Annotated in this window: 16 protein-coding genes; 3 read left to right on the top strand and 13 right to left on the bottom strand. The window is 67.9% G+C overall.

The window, feature by feature from the left end; genetic code table 11:
• Positions 1-3: 3 nt before the first annotated feature.
• Entirely contained in the window at positions 4-1,020 is a 1,017-nt protein-coding gene (locus PVZ72_RS13825) for a Gfo/Idh/MocA family oxidoreductase (protein ID WP_273862218.1), read from the bottom strand.
• Between the two features lie 182 nt (positions 1,021-1,202).
• On the opposite strand from PVZ72_RS13825, the gene PVZ72_RS13820 reads away from it, so the two are divergent.
• Positions 1,203-3,188, top strand: a complete 1,986-nt coding sequence (locus PVZ72_RS13820; protein ID WP_273862217.1) for a sigma-54-dependent Fis family transcriptional regulator — start codon at positions 1,203-1,205, stop codon at positions 3,186-3,188.
• Positions 3,189-3,260: 72 nt separating this feature from the next.
• On the opposite strand, the gene PVZ72_RS13815 is transcribed toward PVZ72_RS13820, so the two are convergent.
• The 7 genes from PVZ72_RS13815 to cydP form a co-directional block, all read right to left on the bottom strand.
• Positions 3,261-5,222, bottom strand: coding sequence for a methyl-accepting chemotaxis protein (locus PVZ72_RS13815; RefSeq protein ID WP_273862216.1), 1,962 nt, complete (start codon positions 5,220-5,222; stop codon positions 3,261-3,263).
• A gap of 434 nt (positions 5,223-5,656) precedes the next feature.
• Positions 5,657-7,618: a methyl-accepting chemotaxis protein gene (locus tag PVZ72_RS13810; protein ID WP_273862215.1), complete on the bottom strand. Its 1,962-nt coding sequence runs from the start codon at positions 7,616-7,618 to the stop codon at positions 5,657-5,659.
• Positions 7,619-7,834: 216 nt separating this feature from the next.
• The gene (locus PVZ72_RS13805) at positions 7,835-8,131 is read right to left on the bottom strand and encodes a cyd operon YbgE family protein (RefSeq protein ID WP_133861251.1); all 297 of its coding nucleotides are present in this window, start codon (positions 8,129-8,131) and stop codon (positions 7,835-7,837) included.
• The gene (cydX, locus tag PVZ72_RS13800; RefSeq protein WP_007158843.1) at positions 8,118-8,234 is read right to left on the bottom strand and encodes a cytochrome bd-I oxidase subunit CydX; all 117 of its coding nucleotides are present in this window, start codon (positions 8,232-8,234) and stop codon (positions 8,118-8,120) included. The genes PVZ72_RS13805 and cydX overlap by 14 nt, the downstream gene beginning before the upstream one ends.
• 25 nt (positions 8,235-8,259) lie before the next feature.
• The gene (gene cydB, locus PVZ72_RS13795; protein WP_273862214.1) at positions 8,260-9,399 is read right to left on the bottom strand and encodes a cytochrome d ubiquinol oxidase subunit II; all 1,140 of its coding nucleotides are present in this window, start codon (positions 9,397-9,399) and stop codon (positions 8,260-8,262) included.
• Positions 9,400-9,409: 10 nt separating this feature from the next.
• Positions 9,410-11,023 (bottom strand): cytochrome ubiquinol oxidase subunit I, encoded by a 1,614-nt coding sequence (locus PVZ72_RS13790; protein WP_273862213.1) that lies wholly within the window; start codon positions 11,021-11,023, stop codon positions 9,410-9,412.
• A 33-nt stretch (positions 11,024-11,056) separates the two neighbouring features.
• Positions 11,057-11,200 (bottom strand): cytochrome oxidase putative small subunit CydP, encoded by a 144-nt coding sequence (gene cydP / locus PVZ72_RS13785; protein WP_166655895.1) that lies wholly within the window; start codon positions 11,198-11,200, stop codon positions 11,057-11,059.
• 260 nt (positions 11,201-11,460) lie between these two features.
• On the opposite strand from cydP, the gene PVZ72_RS13780 reads away from it, so the two are divergent.
• Positions 11,461-11,721: a hypothetical protein gene (locus PVZ72_RS13780; RefSeq protein ID WP_273862212.1), complete on the top strand. Its 261-nt coding sequence runs from the start codon at positions 11,461-11,463 to the stop codon at positions 11,719-11,721.
• A 56-nt stretch (positions 11,722-11,777) separates the two neighbouring features.
• Entirely contained in the window at positions 11,778-12,779 is a 1,002-nt protein-coding gene (locus PVZ72_RS13775; protein ID WP_273862211.1) for a dipeptidase, read from the top strand.
• 27 nt (positions 12,780-12,806) lie between these two features.
• Here PVZ72_RS13775 and PVZ72_RS13770 read toward each other — a convergent pair whose 3' ends face one another.
• From PVZ72_RS13770 to PVZ72_RS13750, 5 genes are all read right to left on the bottom strand, one after another.
• Positions 12,807-13,994: an NAD(P)/FAD-dependent oxidoreductase gene (locus tag PVZ72_RS13770; protein WP_273862210.1), complete on the bottom strand. Its 1,188-nt coding sequence runs from the start codon at positions 13,992-13,994 to the stop codon at positions 12,807-12,809.
• A 150-nt stretch (positions 13,995-14,144) separates the two neighbouring features.
• Positions 14,145-16,613: a PAS domain-containing protein gene (locus PVZ72_RS13765; RefSeq protein WP_273862209.1), complete on the bottom strand. Its 2,469-nt coding sequence runs from the start codon at positions 16,611-16,613 to the stop codon at positions 14,145-14,147.
• A 218-nt stretch (positions 16,614-16,831) separates the two neighbouring features.
• Positions 16,832-18,280 (bottom strand): amidase, encoded by a 1,449-nt coding sequence (locus PVZ72_RS13760; RefSeq protein WP_187979597.1) that lies wholly within the window; start codon positions 18,278-18,280, stop codon positions 16,832-16,834.
• 21 nt (positions 18,281-18,301) lie between these two features.
• The gene (locus tag PVZ72_RS13755) at positions 18,302-19,519 is read right to left on the bottom strand and encodes an MFS transporter (RefSeq protein WP_187979596.1); all 1,218 of its coding nucleotides are present in this window, start codon (positions 19,517-19,519) and stop codon (positions 18,302-18,304) included.
• A 10-nt stretch (positions 19,520-19,529) separates the two neighbouring features.
• Positions 19,530-20,456, bottom strand: coding sequence for a SphA family protein (locus PVZ72_RS13750; RefSeq protein WP_187979595.1), 927 nt, complete (start codon positions 20,454-20,456; stop codon positions 19,530-19,532).
• Between the last annotated feature and the right edge of the window lie 53 nt (positions 20,457-20,509).

The following is a 20,509-nucleotide window of genomic DNA, read 5'->3' as shown; positions in this document are numbered from 1 at the left end:
GCTTCACTCCGCGACGGCGACCGGCTGGCCGGTCTGCACCGATTCGATGGCGGCCAGGGCGATGGCCAGCGCCGCCCGGGCATCGTGGCCGCCCACCGGCACCGGGGTGCCCTCGCGCACGGCATCGACGAAGGCGCGCAGCTCGGCCAGGTAGGCGTCGCGCAGCAATTCGGCGTCGGAGCGCTGGGTGGTCTGGCTGATGCCGTCGGCGCCGTAGCAGACCAGCTCGCTGGTCCGGGCGTCCCCGGCGGTCAGCATGCCCGCGCTGCCGAACACCTCGCCGCGCACGTCGTAGCCGTACACCGCCTGGAAGTTGGCCTCGGCGGTGGCGATGGCGCCGTTGTCGTAGCGAATGGTCACCACGGCGGTGTCCAGTAGGCCGCGGTCACGGAAATCGGGGCGCACCAGGGCGTCGGCCACCGCGTAGACCTGCACGGCGCGGGCGCCCGGATTGAAGAAGTTGAGGGTGTCGAAGTCGTGGATCAGGGTCTCGAGGAAGATGGTCCAGGGTTTCACCGCCGCTGGATCGTGCAGCGCCGGATCGCGGGTGAGGGAGCGCAGCAGATGCGGTGTGCCGATCCGCCCCTGGACGATCAGCTCCCGAGCGCTGCGGAAGCTGGTGGCGAAACGCCGGTTGAAGCCTACCTGCAGGGCCACGCCGGCCTCCGCGCAGGCGGCGATGGCCCGATCGGCCTCTTCCAGGGTCACGGCCATGGGTTTTTCGCAGAACACCGGCTTGCCGGCGCGGGCGGCGGCCACCACCAGCTCGGCATGGCTGCGGGCCGGGGCGACGATGACCACGGCCTCGACGGCGGGGTCTTCGATCAACGCCTGGGGGTCGGTGTGGATATGGGCGACGTCCAGGGTCTCGCCAAGCCGGGCAGCGGCGCCGGGCGCCGGATCGGCCAGGGCGACCAGCCGCGCGCCATGCAGGTGCCGGGCGAGGGCGGTGGCATGGAAGGTACCCATGCGACCGGTACCGATGAGGCCGAGGGCGAGGGGGGTGTTCGTCTGGGGCATGAGGCGTTCTCTTGTGGTTGTTATAGGCGTGGGCGATGTACCCGACGCGGAGGGAGCAACCGCCATGCCAGGGCAGGAAAGGCAGCCAGGTCGCGGCCTACGGGACTTGCCAGTCCGCCTTTATGTCTATAAAAAAGACATGTCCAGCTGGACATGTCCAAAGATTGGACGAGGAGCCGAAGATGCAGGAGAAGGTCGCCCCGAGCGAGCTGACGCGGGAATTGCAGTTCGTCAGCGAGCTGCAGCGGTCGTCGGTCGCCGAAGGTGTCCAGCGCGAGCTGGATGCCGCCTGGACCGACTGCCTGGCGGGGGCCACGGAACTGGTCCCGGTGCGGCCGGTGATCCGGGCGTCCTGGCTGCGCAGCCGCGCGGCGGGCATCGTCGCGGAGGAATTCCACTACGAATTCGTCGAGTCGCAGGAACTGGCCCGCCGGCTGCAGCGGCAGCGCGAGCTGCTGGACATCGCCGCGCCGGTCATGGCCGAGCTGTTGCGCTACAACCCGGACGGGCACCTCAACCTGGCAGATGCCGAGGGCGTGACCCTGGCCGCCTGCGGGCTGGATCTCACCCCGCTGGGCAGTCGTCTGCTGGAGTCGGTGCAGGGCACCAACTGCACCGGCCTGGCCCTGCGCGAGCAGCGGCTGGTGTTCGTCCTGGCGGGCGAGAATTTCAAGCGCGGGCTGCGCGAACGGCGGATGCACTGCGCCTCGGCACCGGTCCGCGACACCCAGGGACGGCTGCTCGGCGCCCTGACCCTCACCGCGGCGGTGGGCAACTTCCACTGCCATACCCTGGGCACGGTCCAGGCCGCGGCCGATGCGATCTCCCGCCAGCTGGCGCTCACCGCGCTGCTGGACGAGCAGCAGCGGGTGCTGGAGGTCCTCAACGAAGGCGTCATCCTGCTCGACGACGACCGCTGCATCCGTAGCCTGAACGGCTATGCGCGGCGCCTGCTGCAGCTCGACGATCCACAGCGGGGGCGCCCCTTCGCCAGCCTCATCACCCAGGACACTGACCTCGACCTCTGGCTGGATCGTCGCTGGGAACGCCAGGACCGCGACCTCACCCTGTTGCTACCAGACGGCAGCGGTTTGCCGTGCCTGGCCTCCGCCGCGCCCATCGCCCAGGGCGGCTGGGTGCTGTCGCTGCGAGAGAACCGCCGCATCCGCGAGATCACCCGCCAACTGCTGGGCACCCGGGCGCGTTACAGCTTCAACGATATCCAGGGTCGCTCGCCAGCCTTGCAGAACGCCTTGCGCGTGGCTCAGGCAGCCAGCCACAGCGAAGCCACGGTGCTGGTACTGGGAGAAAGCGGGGTAGGCAAGGAGCTATTCGCCCAGGCGATCCACAACGCCAGTGTCCGTCGCCATGGCCCCTTCGTTGCGGTGAACTGTGGCGCCATTCCACGCGACCTGGTGCAGAGCGAGCTGTTCGGCCATGTCGAGGGGGCCTTCACCGGGGCTGCTCGTGGCGGTGCGGCGGGAAAGTTCGAGCTGGCCGATGGCGGCACGCTGTTTCTCGACGAGATCGGCGATATGCCCCTTGAGGCCCAGGCGAGCCTGCTCCGGGTGCTGCAGGAGGGCGAGGTGACCCGGATCGGTGCCAAGAAGGCCCAGGCGGTGGACGTCCGCGTCATCGCCGCGACCCATCGCGACCTGGCCCAGGCCGTGACCGGCGGGAGCTTCCGTGGGGATGTCTTCTACCGCCTCAATGTGCTTCCCTTGCAGGTACCGCCATTGCGGGAGCGCCGCGAAGACATTCCGCTGCTGGTGGCTACTCTGCTCAAGGCGCTGAGCCGTCATCTGGAACGGCCGCCGCCGGCCATCGCAGACGAAGCGCTGACGTTGCTGCTGGCCCATAGCTGGCCCGGCAACGTGCGGGAGCTGGAGAACGTCATCGAGCGGGCGGTCAATCTGGCCCAGGGGCCGCTCATACAGCCGGGAGACCTGCCTCCTTCGTTGGTCGCCAACACGCTGTCCACGGATACCGAGGGCGAGCGCCTCACCCCCCTTGAAACGGGGCAGCGGGACCTGATCCGTGCCACCTTGCAGCAGACCCGCGGCAACCTTCGTCAAACCGCGACCCGGCTCGGGATCTCGCGCGCCGGGCTTTATGTGAAGCTGCGCCGCTACGCCTTGAATCCGGCGGATTTCCGGCCAGGACGCTGAAGTCCGGCAGCGGCCGACCGCAGCGAGCCAGGTTCTGGCGAGCGCGTCCCGGCCTGCCGCTCGCTGGCTGCATCAGGTCACGTGAAAGCGACCCACCAGTGCTTGCTGCTGTTCGGCCAGGCGGGCCAGTTCGCGGCTGGTGACGGCGGTCTGCTCGGCGCCGGCGCTGACCTGGATGACCCGTTCATGGATGTCGCTGACGTTGCGGCTGATGTCTTCGGCGACCTGGCTCTGCTGCTCGGTGGCCGAGGCGACCTGGATGGTGCGGTCGTTGATCAGGGTCACGCCCTCGGCGATCTCGCTCAGCAACTCACCGGCGCGGAGCATGTTGCCGGCGCCGGTCTGCACCAGGCCCAGGGTCTCCTGCATGGCCTCGGCGGCGCGGTCGGCGCCGCTCTGCAGGTGGCTGATCATCTGCTGGATGCTGCCGGTGGATTGCTGGGTCTTTTGCGCCAGGGAGCGCACCTCGTCGGCCACCACGGCAAAGCCGCGACCGGTCTCACCGGCGCGCGCCGCCTCGATGGCCGCGTTCAAAGCGAGCAGATTGGTCTGCCCGGCGATGCCATTGATCACGTCCAGCACCAGGGAAATGGCGTCGCTCTCCTGCTTGAGTTGGACGATGATCTGCGCGGTGCGCTCGGCCTGGCTCGACAGTCCCTGCACCAGGCCGATGGTGGCCTGCAATTCGCGGCGACCCTGACGGGCGTTGGCCTCGACCTGGCGCGAGCCCTCGGCGGCTTCGCTGGTACTGCGGGCGACGTCCTTGACCGTGGCGCTCATCTCGGCGATGGCGGTGACCACCTGATCGGTGCCCAGGCGCTGCTGGGCGACGTTCTGGCTGGTCTGGATGGCCACGGTCGAGGCCTCTTCGGCGGCGGTGGCAACCTGCAGGGTTGCCGCCCCGATCTCCTGGATGAGCTGGCCGAGTTCCTGGCTCATCAGATTGAGGTTGCCGGTGATGGTGCCGAATTCGTCCCGGCCCTGGTAGCCGCAACGGGCGCTGAGGTCGCGGGTCGCCAGGCGGGTGAGGGTGCCGTTGACCTGTTCGACCGCCTGCCTGATGGTGCGGATGACCAACCACGCCAGCACCGAGACGGCCAGCAGCAATACCAGCATCAGGCCGAGGGTGGTGCGGAGATCGCGGCTGGCGCCGGCGCGTGTCAGCTCGGTGGTGGCGATGATGTCTGCGCCCAGTTGCGTTTCCAGCGTGCCCAACTGATCGATGCGCCGGGTGGCCAGGTCGAACCAGCTGTCCGGCTGCACATTCAGCGGTCTGCCCGGCGTCGTGTAGAGCGCACGCCGCTGCAATTGCGCCAGCTCCAGGGCAGCGGGCTGCTGGAGGATGTTGTCGAACCGCTGGACGACCTCGGGTGCGGACCTCTGCCTGAAGGCGTCGGCATAGGCGGTGAATTCGCCGAGCGTGCGCGCGATCTGCACCAGTATCGGCAAATCCAGCCGATTCCTGCTGAAGGCTATGCCCAGCAGCGCGCGCTCGCGGCCAGCCCGTTCCTTCATCTCGACGAACAGATTCAGGGCATTCAGGGCGCGCTTGATCGCCGGATCCGCCACCTCGGCTTCGAGCTTGCTGTTGTAGCCGATCAATGCCTGGATCATCTCGGTATAGGCGGCACTGGACTGGGTCCCGCTGATCGTCAGGCCGTCCACGGTGGTGCGCACACCGGGCAGGCCGTCGAGGAGCTTCAGCACGGGTTGCAGGGCGGCATCGTCGCCGGCCGCGAGTGCGCGCAAGGCGCCTTGGGCCTGGTCGCTGTCCTGGCGATAGGTCCGCAGGTCGTCGCGCAGGGCCGTGCCGCCACTGCTGAGAAAGATGCCGCTGGCACCCCGTTCACGCTGCAGGCGGGTGATCAGGGCGCTGACGCCTTGCGCCGTGGCGCTGGCGGTCACGGTGTGATCCAGGTTCTCCAGTATCTGGTAGCGCTCCGTTAGGAAGAGACCGCAGATCAGCAGGAAACCCGTCAGGGGCAGGAGCAGGATCAGCAGCAGCTTGGTACTCAGGGCGGCGTTCTTCAGCATCGGTCAGTCCTTTGAGAGAGGACCATCGCGCCTGCTGGGACGCGACGGTTCAGTTCTAGAAGCGGTCACCACGCAGGCATCGCCGGCCGAAAGGATCAGGTGATCAAGGTGGGCTATCGACGGCAGAAATACCCGGGTCGCAGCGGCCTGCGGAGGTCCACTCAAAACGCCTGCAAGTAGCGTGCTAGAGCGGTAGAAGGCTTCGGGTGCCGGCGCGAACGGCTGCTGGGCCGCCGCAGACGACTGACGTCCGGATGGGTCGCGGTGAGCGAGGCGGGGCAGTGACGGGCAGGAAGGCAGCGGACGCCCAGCGGCAGGCGACTGGGCTGCGCGGAGAGGATGTCGCAGAACGGGAACGGCCGGCTGCAGCGCAGGGATGGCGGGGAGGACCTGGATCGGTCCTCCGCTCTGGCGGTCGAGCGCCGGGAGGGGGTTCAGGCCACCCGGAAGCGGCCGACCAGCGCCTGCTGCTGTTCGGCGAGACGCGCCAGTTCGCGACTGGTGACGGCGGTCTGCTCGGCACCGGCGCTGACCTGGATCACCAGGTCATTGATGTCGTTGACGTTGCGGCTGATCTCTTCGGCGACCTGGCTCTGCTGCTCGGCGGCCGAGGCGACCTGGATGTTGCGGTCGTTGATCAGGGTCACGCCCTCGGCGATCTCACCCAGCAGCTCGCCGGCGCGGACCACGTTGCTGGCACCGGTCTGTACCTGGCCGAGGGTCTCCTGCATGGCCTGGGTGGCGCGGTCGGAGCCGCTCTGCAGATTGCTGATCATCTGCTGGATGCTGCCGGTGGATTGCTGGGTCTTCTGCGCCAGGGAGCGCACCTCGTCGGCCACCACGGCGAAGCCTCGACCGGCTTCACCGGCGCGGGCGGCTTCGATGGCGGCGTTGAGGGCCAGCAGGTTGGTCTGCTCGGCAATGCCGCGGATCACGTCCAGCACCGAGGAGATGGCGTCGCTCTCGTGCTTGAGTTCGCCGATGATCTCCGAGGTCCGCTCGGCCTGCACCGACAGCCCCTGCACCAGGCCGATGGTGGCCTGCAATTCGCGGCGACCCTGGCTGGTGTTGCCCTCTACCTGGCGCGAGCCTTCGGCGGCTTCGGTGGTGCTGCGGGCGACGTCCTTGACCGTTGCGCTCATCTCGGCGATGGCAGTGGCCACCTGGTCGGTGCCCAGACGCTGCTGGGCGACGTTCTGGCTGGTCTGGAGGGCGACCGCCGAGGCCTCTTCCGCGGCGGTGGCGATCTGCACGGTAGCCGCGCCGATCTCCTGGATCACCTGGCCCAGCTCCTGGCTCATCAGGTTGAGGTTGCCAGTGATGGTGCCGAACTCGTCCCGGCCCTGATAGGCGCAGCGGGCGGTGAGGTCGCGGGTGGCGAGGCGGGTGAGGGTCGCGTTGACCTGCTCGACCGCCTGCTTGATGTTGCGGATGATCACCCAGGCCAGGGCCGAGACGGCCACCAGCACCAGCAGCACCAGGCCGAGGGTGATCCAGAGGTCGCGACTGGCCTTGGCGCGGGCCTGCTCGGCCTGGGCGCCGACGCTGGCGCCGAGGTCCGCCTCGACCTTGCCCATCAGATCGATGCGCTGGGTGGCCAGGTTGAACCAGTCTTCCGGCTTGACGCCCAGGGCGTCGCCCAGGGGGACGGTGAAGGCCAGTTGCTGGAGGCGGCTGACTTCCTGGGCGCTGGGTTGCTTGAAGGTGTCGTCGAGCTGGCGGATGAAATCGGGCGTGGCCTTGCGCTCGAAGGCGTCGGCATAGGCGGAGAATTCGCCCAGGTTGCGGGCGAAGCGCGACAGCAGACCGGCGTCGAAGCGATTCTGGTTGAAGGCCAGGCCCAGCAGCACGCGCTCGCGGCCGGCGCGTTCCTTCATCTCGACGAACAGGTTGAGGGCGCCCAGGGCGCGCAGGATGGCCGGATCGTCGACACCGGCTTCCAGCGAATGGGTGTAGCCGATCAGTGTCTTGATCAGCTCGGTATAGGCCGCACCGGACTGGGTGCTGTTGAGCGCCAGGGCGTCGACCCTGGTGCGCAGATCGGCCAGACCATCCAGGGCGCGCAGCAGGCTCTGGATAGCGGCATCGCTACCGCTGGCCACCGCCTTGAGCGCGCCATGGGCCTGGTCGCTGTCCTGGCGGAAGGCCTTGAGCTTGTCCTGCATCGACTTGCCGCCGCTGCCCAGGAAGACGCCGCTGGCGCCCCGCTCACGCTGCAGGCTGGTGACCACGGCGCTGATGCGCTGCGCCGTGGCGCTGGCGGTAACGGTGTGCTCCATATCCTTGAAGGTTTCGTAGCGGTCGGCGGTGTAGAGTCCGGAGATCACCAGGAATCCAGCCAGCGGCAGGAGCAGGATCAGCAGCAGCTTGGTACTTAAGGGGGCATTCCTGAGCATCGTGGCATTCTCTGAGGCGTTCAGCGGGTACGCCGGCGGCAAGCGAGGAGCCGGCACGGGCAAGATCGATTCCGGTTATGTCGGCACCCGCAGACGAACCTTGATAGTCAGATTATTCATCCACGGGAGTGAGGCGGCGCGAGTAGCGCGGCCAGGCGGTACGGCGGCTGATGAAGAAGGCGCCCGGGAAGGCCGGGCGCTATCGTCAGACGTCAATCAGCCCAGTTGCGCCTGGAAGAGCAGAACGTAGCCGAGCATCAGCAGCGGCCAGCCCAGCACCGGCCCGAACACCAGGCGCCACAGCCAGAGCCGCGGCACGAAACCGACGCCATGGACCAGGCCGGCGGAGACACCCAGCATGACCCCCATCAGCAGTGGATGGCTGTAGTGGCCGCTGGCGTCGAGCATCAAGCCCGGGTGAATCATCAGCAGCAGCGCCAGGGGCGCCGCCAGCAGCAGGGACAGCGTCCGTCCTAGTGGGTGGACGCGGGGCAGGGCCTCAGCACTCGGCATCGTCATGGACATCGAGCTCCCGGGTGCTTTCCAGCCAGAGGGCGTTGATGATGCCGAAGCTCGCGGCGAGCAGGACACCGAGGATCCAGGTGAAGTACCACATGAAGGAGTCTCCTTGAGATCGGTGATCAGTAGAGGCCGTGGGGGTTGGCGTCGATGAAGCGGTCATCGACCTTGCCCCACATGCGCACGTAGCTCCACAGGGTGTAGGCCAGGATGAGCGGCACGAAAATGGCCGCGGCGACGAACATGATGCCCAAGGTCTTGTGGCTGGAGACGGCGTCCCAGACCGTCAGGCTGGAGGCCGGGTGCAGGCTCGACGGCAGCACGAAGGGAAACAGCGCGCAGCCGGCGGTGGCGAGGGTACCGACGATGGCCAGGGACGTGCCGGTGAAGGCCAGGCCGGCCTGGCGCCAGCTGCTGCCGAGCAGGGCCAGGACGCTGCCGAGCGCCGCCAGCACCGGGGCGAGCAGGGTCAGCGGCTGGGTATGGTAGTTGGCCAGCCAGCCCGGATTGCCGGCGGTCACCACCTTGTGCAGGGGATTCAGGGCGCTGCCCGGATCACCCTGGCTGACCAGCACGTAGCCGTCGAAGCCATAGGCCAGCCAGACACCGGCCAGACCGAAGGTGACGAGGTGGAGCAGGGCGCTCAGGCCGGTGGCGCGACGGGCGCGCTCGCCCAGCGCCTGGTGGGTGCGCAGCATCAGCCAACTGCCGCCATGGGCGCAGAGCATGGCCAGGCTGACCAGGCCGCTGAGCAGGGCGAAGGGGTTGAGCAGGGCGAAGAAGCTGCCGCTGTAGGTGGATCTCAGGGTGTCGTCGAGCTGGAAGGGTACACCCTGGAAGAGGTTGCCGAAGGCCACGCCGAACACCAGTGCCGGGACCAGGCTGCCGGTGAACAGGCCCCAGTCCCAGGCGCTGCGCCAGCGGGTGTTGTCCAGCTTGCTGCGGTAGTCGAAGCCCACCGGGCGCAGGAACAGCGCGAAGAGCACCAGCAGCAGCGCCCAGTAGAGGCCGGAGAAGGCCGTGGCATAGACCAGCGGCCAGGCGGCGAAGAGGGCGCCACCGGCGGTGATGAACCAGACCTGGTTGCCGTCCCAGTGCGGCGCGATGCTGTTGATGGCGGCGCGGCGCTCCTTGTCGGTCTTGCCGATCAGGGGCATCAGGATCATGGCACCCATGTCGAAACCGTCGGTGAGGGCGAAGCCGATCAGCAGCACGCCGATCAGCACCCACCAGGTGAGCTTGAGCACTTCATAGTCGAACATGGCGGTCTCCTCAGACGTTGGCCGGAGCGGCGGGCCTGGCCACGGCGGCCTGGCGCAGGGCGTCGCCGACCTGGGCAGCGCGTTCGTGGTAGTAGCGACCACTGTGCAGGCTGCTCGGGCCGAGGCGGGCGAAGCGGATCATCAGGTACATCTCCACGATCAGCAGCAGGGTGTAGAAGATCACCAGGGCGCCGATGGAACCGAGCAGATCGCCCGCGGCCAGGGTCGAGGCCGACAGATGGGTAGGCAGCACCTCGCTGATGGTCCAGGGCTGGCGGCCATGCTCGGCGACCCACCAGCCGGTCTGGGTGGCGATCCAGGGCAGCGGCAGGCTGAACAGGGCCCACTTCAGCAGCCAGGGCTTCTTCAGCTCGTTGCGCCGGGTCGAGGCCCAGAAGGCGCAGATGAACAGCGCCAGCATCAGCACGCCGCTGGCGACCATGAGGCGAAAGGTCCAGAACAGGCTGGCGACGCCGGGAATGGTGTCCCGCGCGGCCTGGCGGACCTGGTCGGGGGTGGCGGTGACGGGATCGTTGACGTATTTCTTCAACAGCAGGCCATAGCCCAGGTCGTGCCTGCGCGCGTCGAAGGCGGCGCGGGTGGCGGCGGAGTCATCGCCGGCGCGCAGTCGCTCCAGCAGGGCGTAGGCCTGGGCGCCATTGCGGACGCGGGCCTCGTATTGAGTGACCAGGTCCTTGATGCCGGTGACCTGTTCGGTGGTGGAGCGGGTGGCGATCAGGCCCATCAGATAGGGGATCTTCACCGCATAGTCGGTGCGCATCTCCTGTTGATTGGGGATGCCGAACAGGGTGAAGGAGGCCGGGGCTGCCTCGGTGTTCCACTCGGCTTCGATGGCGGCCAGCTTGACCTTCTGGACCTCGCCCACGCGATAGCCGGATTCGTCGCCCAGCACGATCACCGAGATGACCGCGGCAGTACCGAAGGCGGCGGCCACGGCAAAGGAGCGCCGGGCAAAGCCGATGTCGCGACCCTTGAGCAGGTAGTAGCTGGAGATCGCCAGCACGAAGATGGCGCCGGTGACGTAGCCCGAGGCCACGGTGTGGACGAACTTCACCTGGGCCACGGGGTTGAGCAGCAGGGCGCCGAAGTCGACCAGCTCCATGCGCATGGTCACGTAGTTGAATTCGGCGCCGACCGGATTCTGCATCCAGCCGTTGGCCACCAGGATCCACAGGGCGGATAGATTCGAGCCCAGGGCCACCAGCCAGGTGACCAGCAAGTGCTGACCCTTGGACAGGCGATCCCAGCCAAAGAAGAACAGCCCGATCAGGGTGGATTCCAGAAAGAAGGCCATCAGGCCCTCGATCGCCAGGGGCGCGCCGAAGATGTCGCCGACGTAGTGGGAGTAGTAGGCCCAGTTGGTGCCGAACTGGAACTCCATGGTCAGGCCGGTGGTGACGCCCAGGGCGAAGTTGATGCCGAACAGCTTGCCCCAGAACTGGGTCATGTCCTTGTAGACCTGTCTGCCGGTCATCACATAGACCGACTCCATGATCCCCAGGATCACCACCAGCCCCAGGGTCAGGGGCACGAAGATGAAGTGATACAGCGCGGTCATGCCGAATTGCAGGCGTGACAGGTCCACGACGGATTCCGAGATCATCCCGGCAATCTCCTCAAGCTAAAGGAAGGGGTGCTAGTCCAGCAGGTGGGCGCTGACCGCCTGGGTGGCGTCGGGCGGGACCGTGGGGGCGCTGAACCAGAGGCTCCTGATCACCATCAGCAGCGCCAGCTTGATCAGCAGGATGACCAAGAGTTCTTTGACCAGGCGTCCGTTCATGGCGACCTCGTGAGCCGTGGCGCCGCTCCGGGGCGGAGTGGCGACTGCCTGCAGGATGCGCCTGCTGGCCCTGGGCAAAACTGATCCAGATCAATTGGCCAGTGGCCAGCGCCTGGGGCAGGTTGTCGCAGCCGTTCAGGTCGGGTTCAGAGGGGTTAAGACAGCGTTAAGACGCCTGGGCGCAAGGTGGAACCGTGACTGACGCCGGACCGCCTGCCGCGGCGACGCCAGCCCCCGTGTTCAAGACAGGAGAATCCACCATGAACGTCTTCAACAAGATGGCCGCACTCGCCCTGCTCAGCACCGCCAGCTACACCGCCATGGCTGCCGAGATCAACGAAAGACGCGCCCAGGCCGCGCTGCAGCCCAAGCCGGCGCAAGCCGAAGTCGTGGCGGTTCAGCAGCAGGCACCGGCGCGCTGGGATCAGGTGCTCGATCCCCAGGCCTATGGCCAGGCCGCGGTGCGCTATCAGGCGCGGGCGGTCGATCCGGCGCTGTTGCGGGGCGTGACCTTCGGCTAGCGGCCCAGTCTGCATGCTATGTTGAATCCCTCGAGACGGGTGGAGAGGGGACGAAGATGCAGACGGTCGCAGCCGGGGAAGCGGGACTCAAGCCGCTACGCTGGGAGGCGCATGCCTGCCTGCCACTGGTGCCGGGGCAGGATATGTCCGGCTTGAGTCGCTACCACGAGGCCGGCTTCCATCACGTGTCGCTCAACGTCGGCATGGACATGACGCCTTTCGCGACGGTGCTGCGCACCCTCGCCGGCTTTCGCGCCTGGCTGGCCCGGCACGACGCGCACTTCTGTCCCGTCGGCACGGTGGCCGACCTGCAGCGTGCGCGCGAGCAAGGCAAGCTGGCGGTTTCCTTCGATCTCGAAGGCTCGACCATGCTGCTCGACGACCCGGCGATGGTCGGGCTCTATGCCTCCCTGGGGGTGCGCCAGATGCTGCTCGCCTACAACCGCGATAACGCCTGCGCCGGGGGTTGCCACGGCGCAGGCGGCGGTCTGACGGCGCTGGGTCGCGCGGTGGTGGCGGCCGGCAATGCGGCGGGCATCACCCTCGACTGCGCCCACGCCAGCGAGCGCGCCAGCCTGGAGATCATGGCGGTCTCGACGCGGCCAGTGGTCTTTTCCCACACCAACATCAAGGCTCTCCACGACCATCCCCGGACGATCAGTGATCGGCAGATCCGCGCCTGTGCCGACCAGGATGGGGTGATCGGCCTGACCGGGCTAGGCATCTTTCTGGGCGATCCCTCGGCCTCGGTGGCCAGCTATGTCCGCCAGATCGACTACCTGGCGGAGCGGGTCGGGACCCGGCATATCGGCATCGGACTGGATACCGAGCTGTGCCCGGCCGACCATGACCTTCCCGCTGGTGTCGACGCTGAAGACTGGTGGCCGGCACGCCACTATGGACAGCCGCACGGTCATACCCAGCTGCAACCCGAGGCGCTGCCTGAACTGGTCAGCCAACTGACGGGTCGGGGCTACACCTCCGCTGACATCGACGCCATCCTGGGCGGGAATTTCCTGCGCATCGCGAGCCAGACCTGGCCGTCTGCGGCTACCTGAATCCAGTCGCGAGGCGCTTTCCCTGGCCTAGACGTACTGCGCCGCCGCATAACCCGAAGCCCAGGCCCACTGGAAGTTGAAACCGCCCAGGTGGCCGGTGACGTCCAGCACCTCGCCGATGAAGTACAGGCCGGGCGACTTGAGCGACTCCAGGGTCTTGGACGAGACCTCGCGAGTGTCGACGCCGCCCAGGGTGACCTCGGCGGTGCGATAGCCCTCGGTGCCCGCCGGAACCAGTTGCCAGTCGTGCAGCCGTGCGGCGATGGCCTTGAGTTCGTCGGGGGTGTACTGCTTCAGGGGCTTGGACTGGAACCAGCTGTCGGCGAGCAGGGTGGCCATCTTCTTGGTGAACAGCTCGCCGAGCAGCGTCTTGAGTTCGCTGTTGGGGCGCGCCTGGCGCTGTTCGGCGAGCCATAGGGCCAGGTCGAGGTGCGGCAGCAGGTCGATGCTGAGGCTATCGCCGGGTTGCCAGTAGGAGGAGATCTGCAGGATCGCCGGACCGCTGAGGCCGCGGTGGGTGAACAGCAGATTCTCGACGAAGCTCTGGCCGTTGCAGCTGATCCGGCAATCTTCCACCGCCGTGCCGGACAGGGCGCTGCAGAATTCCTTGAGCTGCGGATCGGTGATGGTGAAGGGCACCAGGCCGGCACGGGTCGGCAGCAGCTGATGGCCGAACTGGCGGGCGACCTGATAACCGAAGCCGGTGGCGCCCAGGGTCGGGATCGACAGGCCACCGGTGGCGATCACCAGGGATTCGCCGCGCACCGGGCCCAGGCTGGTCTGCAGCTGATAGCCGCCCGGGTCGAGGCGGGTGATCTCCTGCACCGAGGTCTCCAGGCGGATGTCGACGCCGCCGCGCTCGCATTCGTCCAGCAGCAGGGCGAGGATGTCGCTGGCCTTGTTGTCGCAGAACAGCTGGCCGAGCTTCTTCTCGTGATAGGGCACGCCGTGCTTGGCCACCAGGGCGATAAAGTCCCACTGGGTATAGCGGGCCAGGGCCGACTTGCAGAAATGCGCGTTCTGCGAGAGGAAGTTGGCGGGCTCGCAATAGAGGTTGGTGAAGTTGCAGCGGCCGCCGCCGGACATGAGGATCTTCTTGCCGGCCTTGTTGGCGTGGTCGAGCACCAGGACCCGGCGCCCGCGCGCGGCGGCGCTCAGGGCGCACATCAAACCGGCCGCGCCGGCACCGATGATGATGACCTGGGTATCGAACACTGCGACTCCTTACCGATAGAAAGAGGGCCACTGGCCCGCGGCGGCGCATGTTACCCGATCGCCAGGGCGGGGTGGGGGGCCGCTGTCGGCGCGTTCCGGTACGCCGTCGCGCCCGACCCCCCCGGGGCGTAGCGGTCAGCCAGCCGCGCGCTAGGTGGTCAGGTGCGTCTCGCGCTCGGCGAGGATCTCCTGCAGCCGGCGAGACAGGGCGTCCGCCGAGTAGGGCTTTTGGATCAGCTCGAAGCCCTGGGCGCCATGGGTCGCCAGCACGTGGCTGTAGCCCGAGGTCAGCAGGATCGGCAGGCTGCGATAGAGGCGTCTGATCTCGATGGCCAGTTCTAGCCCGCTAATGCCGGGCATGACGACATCCGAGAAGACCACATCGAACCGGCCAGGCTGGTCGGCGAGCAGGGCGAGGGCGCGCTCGGCATTGGCGGCCAGCACTGCGTGGTAGCCGAGATCGCTCAGCAGGTCGACGGCGAAGCTGCCGACCTCGAGATTGTCTTCGACCACCAGGACGGTGACCCCGCCGCCATCGGCGGTTGCCACGGCATCATCCAGGGGCGGTGGCTGTCCGGTTGCCGGCGCGATCGGCAGATAGAGGTGGAAGGTCGTGCCGCGACCGACCTCGCTGGTGACCCGCACCTCGCCACCGGACTGCTTGATGAAGCCGAACACCTGACTCAGGCCGAGACCGGTGCCCTGGCCGACTCTCTTGGTGGTGAAGAAGGGTTCGAAGATCTGTTCCAGGTGCTCCCGGACGATGCCGCTGCCGTTATCCGTCAGGGCGACGGCCACGGCTGGGAGGGCCAGGGCCGGCTGGGTGGCAGTGGCCGGAATGCTGGCGACGGTGCCGACGCTGATGGTCAGGCGCCCCGCATCGCTCATGGCGTCCCGGGCGTTCACCGCGATGTTCACCAGGGCGGTATCGAACTGGCTGGGGTCGGCATAGACCAGGCAGGGGTCGTCGCTGACCTCGAGTGCGATGCCGACCTGCGAGCCGAGCAGGGTTTCCAGCATGTCGCTCATGGCCAGGACATTGTCCCGGGCGGAAAACACTTCGGGAGCCAGCGTCTGGCGGCGGGCGAAGGCCAGGAGTTGCCCGGTCAATCTGGCGGCGCGATCCACGGTGGTGGAGATCGCCTCCAGATAGCGTTCGCGGCGGGCGTCGCTGAGGTTGGGGCGCTTGAGCAGGTCGCAGGAGGTGCGGGCGACGGTGAGCAGGTTGTTGAAGTCATGGGCCACGCCACCGGTGAGCTGGCCGATGGCTTCCATCTTCTGCGCCTGGCGCAGGGCATCCTCGGCGGCTGCGAGATCCAGCGTCTGCTGGCGTTGCTGGGTCACGTCGCGCACGGTGGCGTAGATGAGGTCGCCATTGCGCGTGGCATTCCAGGAAAACCAGCGGTAGGACCCGTCGCGGTGGCGATAGCGGTTTTCGAAGTTGGCTAGCGCGATGCCCTGCTTGATATCCCGGAACGCCTGGCGCGTGGCGACGAGATCGTCATCGTGGACGAAGGTCAGGAAGGGGCGGGCCTTGAGCGCTTCGAGCGACCAGCCCAGGGTCGCCGTCCAGGCCGGGTTGAGGTTGACGAAGAAGCCCTCGAGGTCAGCCACGCACAGTGGATCGGTGGAGCGGTTCCAGATCTGATCACGTTCGGCGGTGCGCTCCGAGATGCGTCGCTCCAGCTCGTCGTTGAGCGCCGCGATGGCTTCGGCCCGGGCCTGCTGGGCCTGCTGGGCGAGGATGCGACTGCTGATGTCGCGGGAGATGCAGACGATCTTCACCTCGCCGGTGCCGGCCACCACGAAGGGTGAGCAGGAGACCTCCCACCAGCGCGGCTCGCCGCGGGCGGTGGGGCAGAAACCTTCGACCCGGGTGGTCTGGCCGGTAGCGGCACGCGCGACGGCGTGGCGGATCTTCGCGACCTCCAAGTCGGGCCAGAGCGCGGCGTACTCGCGGCCCATCACCTGATCGACGGACTGCAGCTGGTTGAGCTCCAGGCCCTGGGCGTTCATGAATTCGATATGACCCCCGGCGGAGAGGACCTTGACGCAGTCCAGGCTGGCCTGGAGCAGGCTGCGGGAAAAGCCCTCGCTGTGCAGGACGTTGCGGGCGGCAACAAAGCGGCGCTGGGCGCCGATCTCCAGCGCGATCATGCCAGCGAAGAGTTCGAAGGCGGAGAGGATCTCGGGGCTACTGGGTTTGGCCGGCTTGGGGTCGATGGCGCAGAGGGTGCCGAAGAAACTGCCATCGTCCAGCACGATGGGGACCGAGATATAGCTGCGCAGGCCGTAGCGCAGCGGCGTGTGATGGTCGCGATAGCAGTCGTCCTGCGCCACGTCGTCGATCACCACGGGCTGGCGATGATCGCGGATCTCTTCGCAGATGGTCGACTTGAGCTCCAGCTCGCCACCGGACTCGAGGCCGAAGCCGATCAGGTCGAGGGTGCTGCAGGCGATCCAGCGATCATCGGTCACCCGGGCGACGGCGGCGAAGCCCATGCCGGTCATCCGGCAGACGACATCCAGGATCTTGGGTACCGCGGCGATCTCGGCGATGAGATCGATTTCCTGGGTCAGGCCATACGAGGGGACTGGAGTCGAGGTGAGGATGCTCATCGGGTCGCTCGTACGGTGCCCTGCCCGGGCAACGGGGAAGATGGCGAGCGACAGTCTGAAGCCTCCGGCACGGATGCCAGAGGGATTCGTCACAGGCCGTGCGCGGCCAGTATAGCGAGCATCCAAGCGAAGCGGGTGACGGGATGCCCGCCAGTTTGCGATGGGCATCTCCGTCTCTCACCTGAGACCGTGGCGGGCCTTGCCGTGCGCCCCGGGCCTCAGCGACTGCCCGCCAGCGGCGGCCGCCGTCCCGCCCAGGGTTGCGCGCGCTCCAGCTGGGCGGCCAGCGCCAGCAGGGTGCCTTCCTCGCCAAAGCGCGCGGCGAAGTGGCTGCCCAGTGGCAGGCCATTGGCGGTCCACCAGAGCGGCACCGACATGGCTGGCTGGCCACTGGCGTTGAACAGGGCGGTGAAGGGCGAATAGCTGTGGAAGGCGGCGATGGCCTCGGCCAGCGAGCGTTCCTGGTGGTCGCCATCCAGCTCGCCCAGCCGCGGCGGTTCGCGGGTCAGGGTGGGGGTGAGGATGACGTCATGGTCGGTGAGAAAGCGTGCCAGGGTCCGGCCCAGGGCATGCAGGCCTTCCACCGCGGCAGCGTAGCGATGGGCGGGGATGTCGCCCCGTTCGCGCAGGATCACCCGGGTACGGGCGTCCAGCTCCTCGTCGCTGACCGGGGCACCGCGCATCTTGCCGAGCACCTGCAGGTAGTGACGGGTGCTGGGACCGATGATGTCGAACACCTGGTCGAGAAAGCGGGGCAGGTCCACCGGCAGGGTCGCCGGCTCGACGTGGTGGCCAAGGCTTTCGCACAGTCGGGCGGTGTGGCGCACCGCGGCCAGGGCCTCGGGTCCGCTCGGCCAGGGTGCCAGATGCTCGACCAGGGCGATGCGCAGCGGGCGGGGATCGCGCTCCAGCAGGCTGGCGAAGGGTACGTCGTGGGCCGGTGCCGCATAGGGCGCGCCCAGGTCGGCGCCAGCGGTGGCATCCAGCAGCAGGGCGTTGTCGCGCACCGACAGGCTCATGGCGTGGGGCGTGCCCATGCCGGCCCAGCCTTCACCGACCATGGGCCCGGAAGGCATCCGCCCGCGGCTGGGCTTGAGGCCGAAGATCCCGCAGCAGGACGCCGGCACCCGCAGCGAGCCGCCGCCATCGTTGCCATGGGCGAAGGGCACCACCCGCGCGGCGACCAGGGCAGCCGCGCCGCCACTGGAGCCACCGGCGCTGTGGGCCGGATTCCAGGGATTGGCGGTGGCGCCGAAGCGCCGCGATTCGGTGCTGTAGGAGGTACCGAATTCCGGCGAGGTGGTGGTGCCGACGAATAGGCAGCCGGCTTGGCGCAGGCGGCTGACCAATTCACAGTCGAAATCCGGGCGGGCTTCGCCCAGGGCCAGGGAGCCATTGGTCATGCGGGCGCCGGCCAGGGGGGTGAAGAGGTCCTTGACCAGGGTCGGGACTCCGGCGAAGGGGGCCTCGACATCGAGCGGCGCCCGGGCCGCGGCGCGGGCCTGGTCATAGAGTCGTTCGCTCACGGCGTTGAGACCGGGCTCAACGGTGTCCAGGCGCTCGATGACCGCTTCGAGCAATTCGCTCGCCGTGATCTCGCGCTGCCGCAGCAGCGTCGCCAGGCCGTGGCCGTCCTGGGTGTCCAGCAGGGATTGCAGGCTGTGCATGGAAAAATCCTCGATCAGAATTCAGGAAGAGCGCGACGGAGCGGGCAGGGCGGCCTTGCGCCGCAGCAGGGCGACGGCCGCCCAGACCAGTGCGGCGACCAAAGCGGCGCTGGCGAGGGTACGGATGGCCAGGTGCAGATCGCCGGTGAAGGGCAGGAGCACTGCCACCACCAGGGGACTGGCGAACTGACCCAGGTAGAGGCAGCCGGTGTAGCCGCCCATGCCGCGGCCCCGGGCCCGGGCGCTCAGGGCGCCCATCACCGGTGCCATGGTGTTGGGCACCAGCATGCCGACGCCCAGGCCGTGGACGGTCACCGCCACCAGCACGGCTTCGTAGCTGCGGGCGTTCACCAGCAGCCAGAGGCCGCTGCCCATGCAGGCCAGCAGCACGGCGTTGCAGCCGGCCAGGCCCCACCGGCGGCGCAGCAGCGGCCAGAGCAGCGGGCCGCCCAGGGTCGCCAGCAGGCCAAGGCCCGCCGAGGCGCCGATCAGGGTGCTGGAGGTGATGCCCAGTTGCACCAGCAGCAGCGGACTCTGGATGGGCACTACCACGCTGAGCACCATGCCGGCGAAGACCAGCAGGTAGTTGACGATCAGGGGCAGCGGCGCACTGTGCTGGGGGCCTTCGTCGGCGCCGCTGGTGACCTGGGCGCGGATTGGTTCCCACAGCAGCCGCAGCATGAAGGGCACCAGCAGCAGCGGTAGCAGATAGAGGTAGAAGGGCGTGCGCCAGGAGTGCTCGCCCAGGGCGCCGCCAACCACATAGAACAGCGAGCCCACCAGGCTGATGGCGATGACCTGGCCATTGACGTAGGCCAGCCGCCGGCTGCCCTGCCAGTAGTCGGCGATCAGGGTCACGCAACAGGTCATCACTGCGGCCTCGGCCAAACCGAAGACCAGGCGGGTGAGGGTGATGGCCGGCAATGATTGCAGCAGCGCCGGCAGCATGCCGAGCAGGGCGTAGCAGAAGGTGGCGATGATCAGCAGCCGCTTGCGACCCAGGCGGTCGGCCAGCCAGCCGGCCAGGGGCGCGAAGAGGGCGATGGCCAGGGCCGGCCCGGTCATCGCCAGGGGGATCAGCAGATCGGCGCGGGGTTCGACGGGACCGAATTCGGCGCCCAGCTTGGGGATGATCGGGGCGACCATTACCGAACCCATGATGGTCAGGCTGCTGCCGAGCAGGAGCACGGCACCCTGGCGCCGGCCGGGGGTGGGGCGGGGGGAGGCGGTGGCGGTCATGGACGGATCCTCAGAAGCTGTGGGAGAGCCGCACGGCGAAGGCGTAGCCTTCGGCGCGGTTGCGGGCGTCGACCTCCTTGTAGAGGTGCACCCAGACCGCTGGCAGGCCAGGTTGGAAGAAGCTCAGCGCCGGTCCCAGCGCCAGTACCCGGGCGCGATTGCCGCGGGTGAGGCCGGGGGCGTCGTCGTCGGTGAGCTGGCGGTAGTAGTAGCCGCCCAGGCCCGCGGTCCAGGGGCCGAAGTGCTGACCCACGGCGAATTCGTGGCGGTATTCCGTGCCGCTGCGGTAGTCGGTGGCGGGGTTACGGCTGTTGAAGTCGGTCTGGAAGCTGGACGACACCTCGAATCCCGAATCGCTGATGTAGCTCAGGTTCAGCATCGGCGAGACGGTCCAGTGGTTGGTGCCCGGATTTACCAGTCGATTCTTGTCGTAATCCCCGGTGGGCGCCTGCACCTGAAACCAGAAGTTCACCCCCAGATTGCGCGAGGGCTCCCACTGCAGGATCAGCGGAATGACCTGGATGTCGGCCTGGCGGAAGAGCGTGGCGCTGTCGGCAAACACCGGAACGCCGTTGGCCTTGACGGTGAGGTCCGCGTCCATCCTGAAGAAGGGCTGGACCCCACCGAAACCATAGCGAGCGCCCAGGACGCGGGTATCGGTCATCTTCAGGTAGGCCAGGCCCAGGGAGAGGACGTCGATGGAAAAGTCATTGCCGTTGTCGCGACCGTGGCTGTCGCGGATGGAGGTGGCGCGATAGAAGTTGCTGCGCAGACCCAGGGTGCCGTGGGGCGTCGGCGGCGGGGTGAAGCCGGCGCCGAAATCGTAGACGCCGAAGGCGGTGGTGGGCGAGCCGCTTTCGGTGGCGTGGGTCGCGGCGGTCAGCCCCAGGACGGCGAGGCCGACGGCAAGGGCGTGGAGCGGACGGGTAACGTTCATGGAGTTCCCTCTTCTTATTGGCCACTCGAGCCTGAGGGAAAGCCGTTATCCGC

Origin of the sequence: Pseudomonas sp. LA5, from assembly GCF_028640825.1 — a bacterium.
Classification (GTDB): Bacteria; Pseudomonadota; Gammaproteobacteria; order Pseudomonadales; family Pseudomonadaceae; genus Chryseomonas; species Chryseomonas aestiva.
The sequence above is the reverse complement of the archived record's forward strand: the minus strand, read 5'-3'. Positions and strand labels throughout refer to the sequence as shown.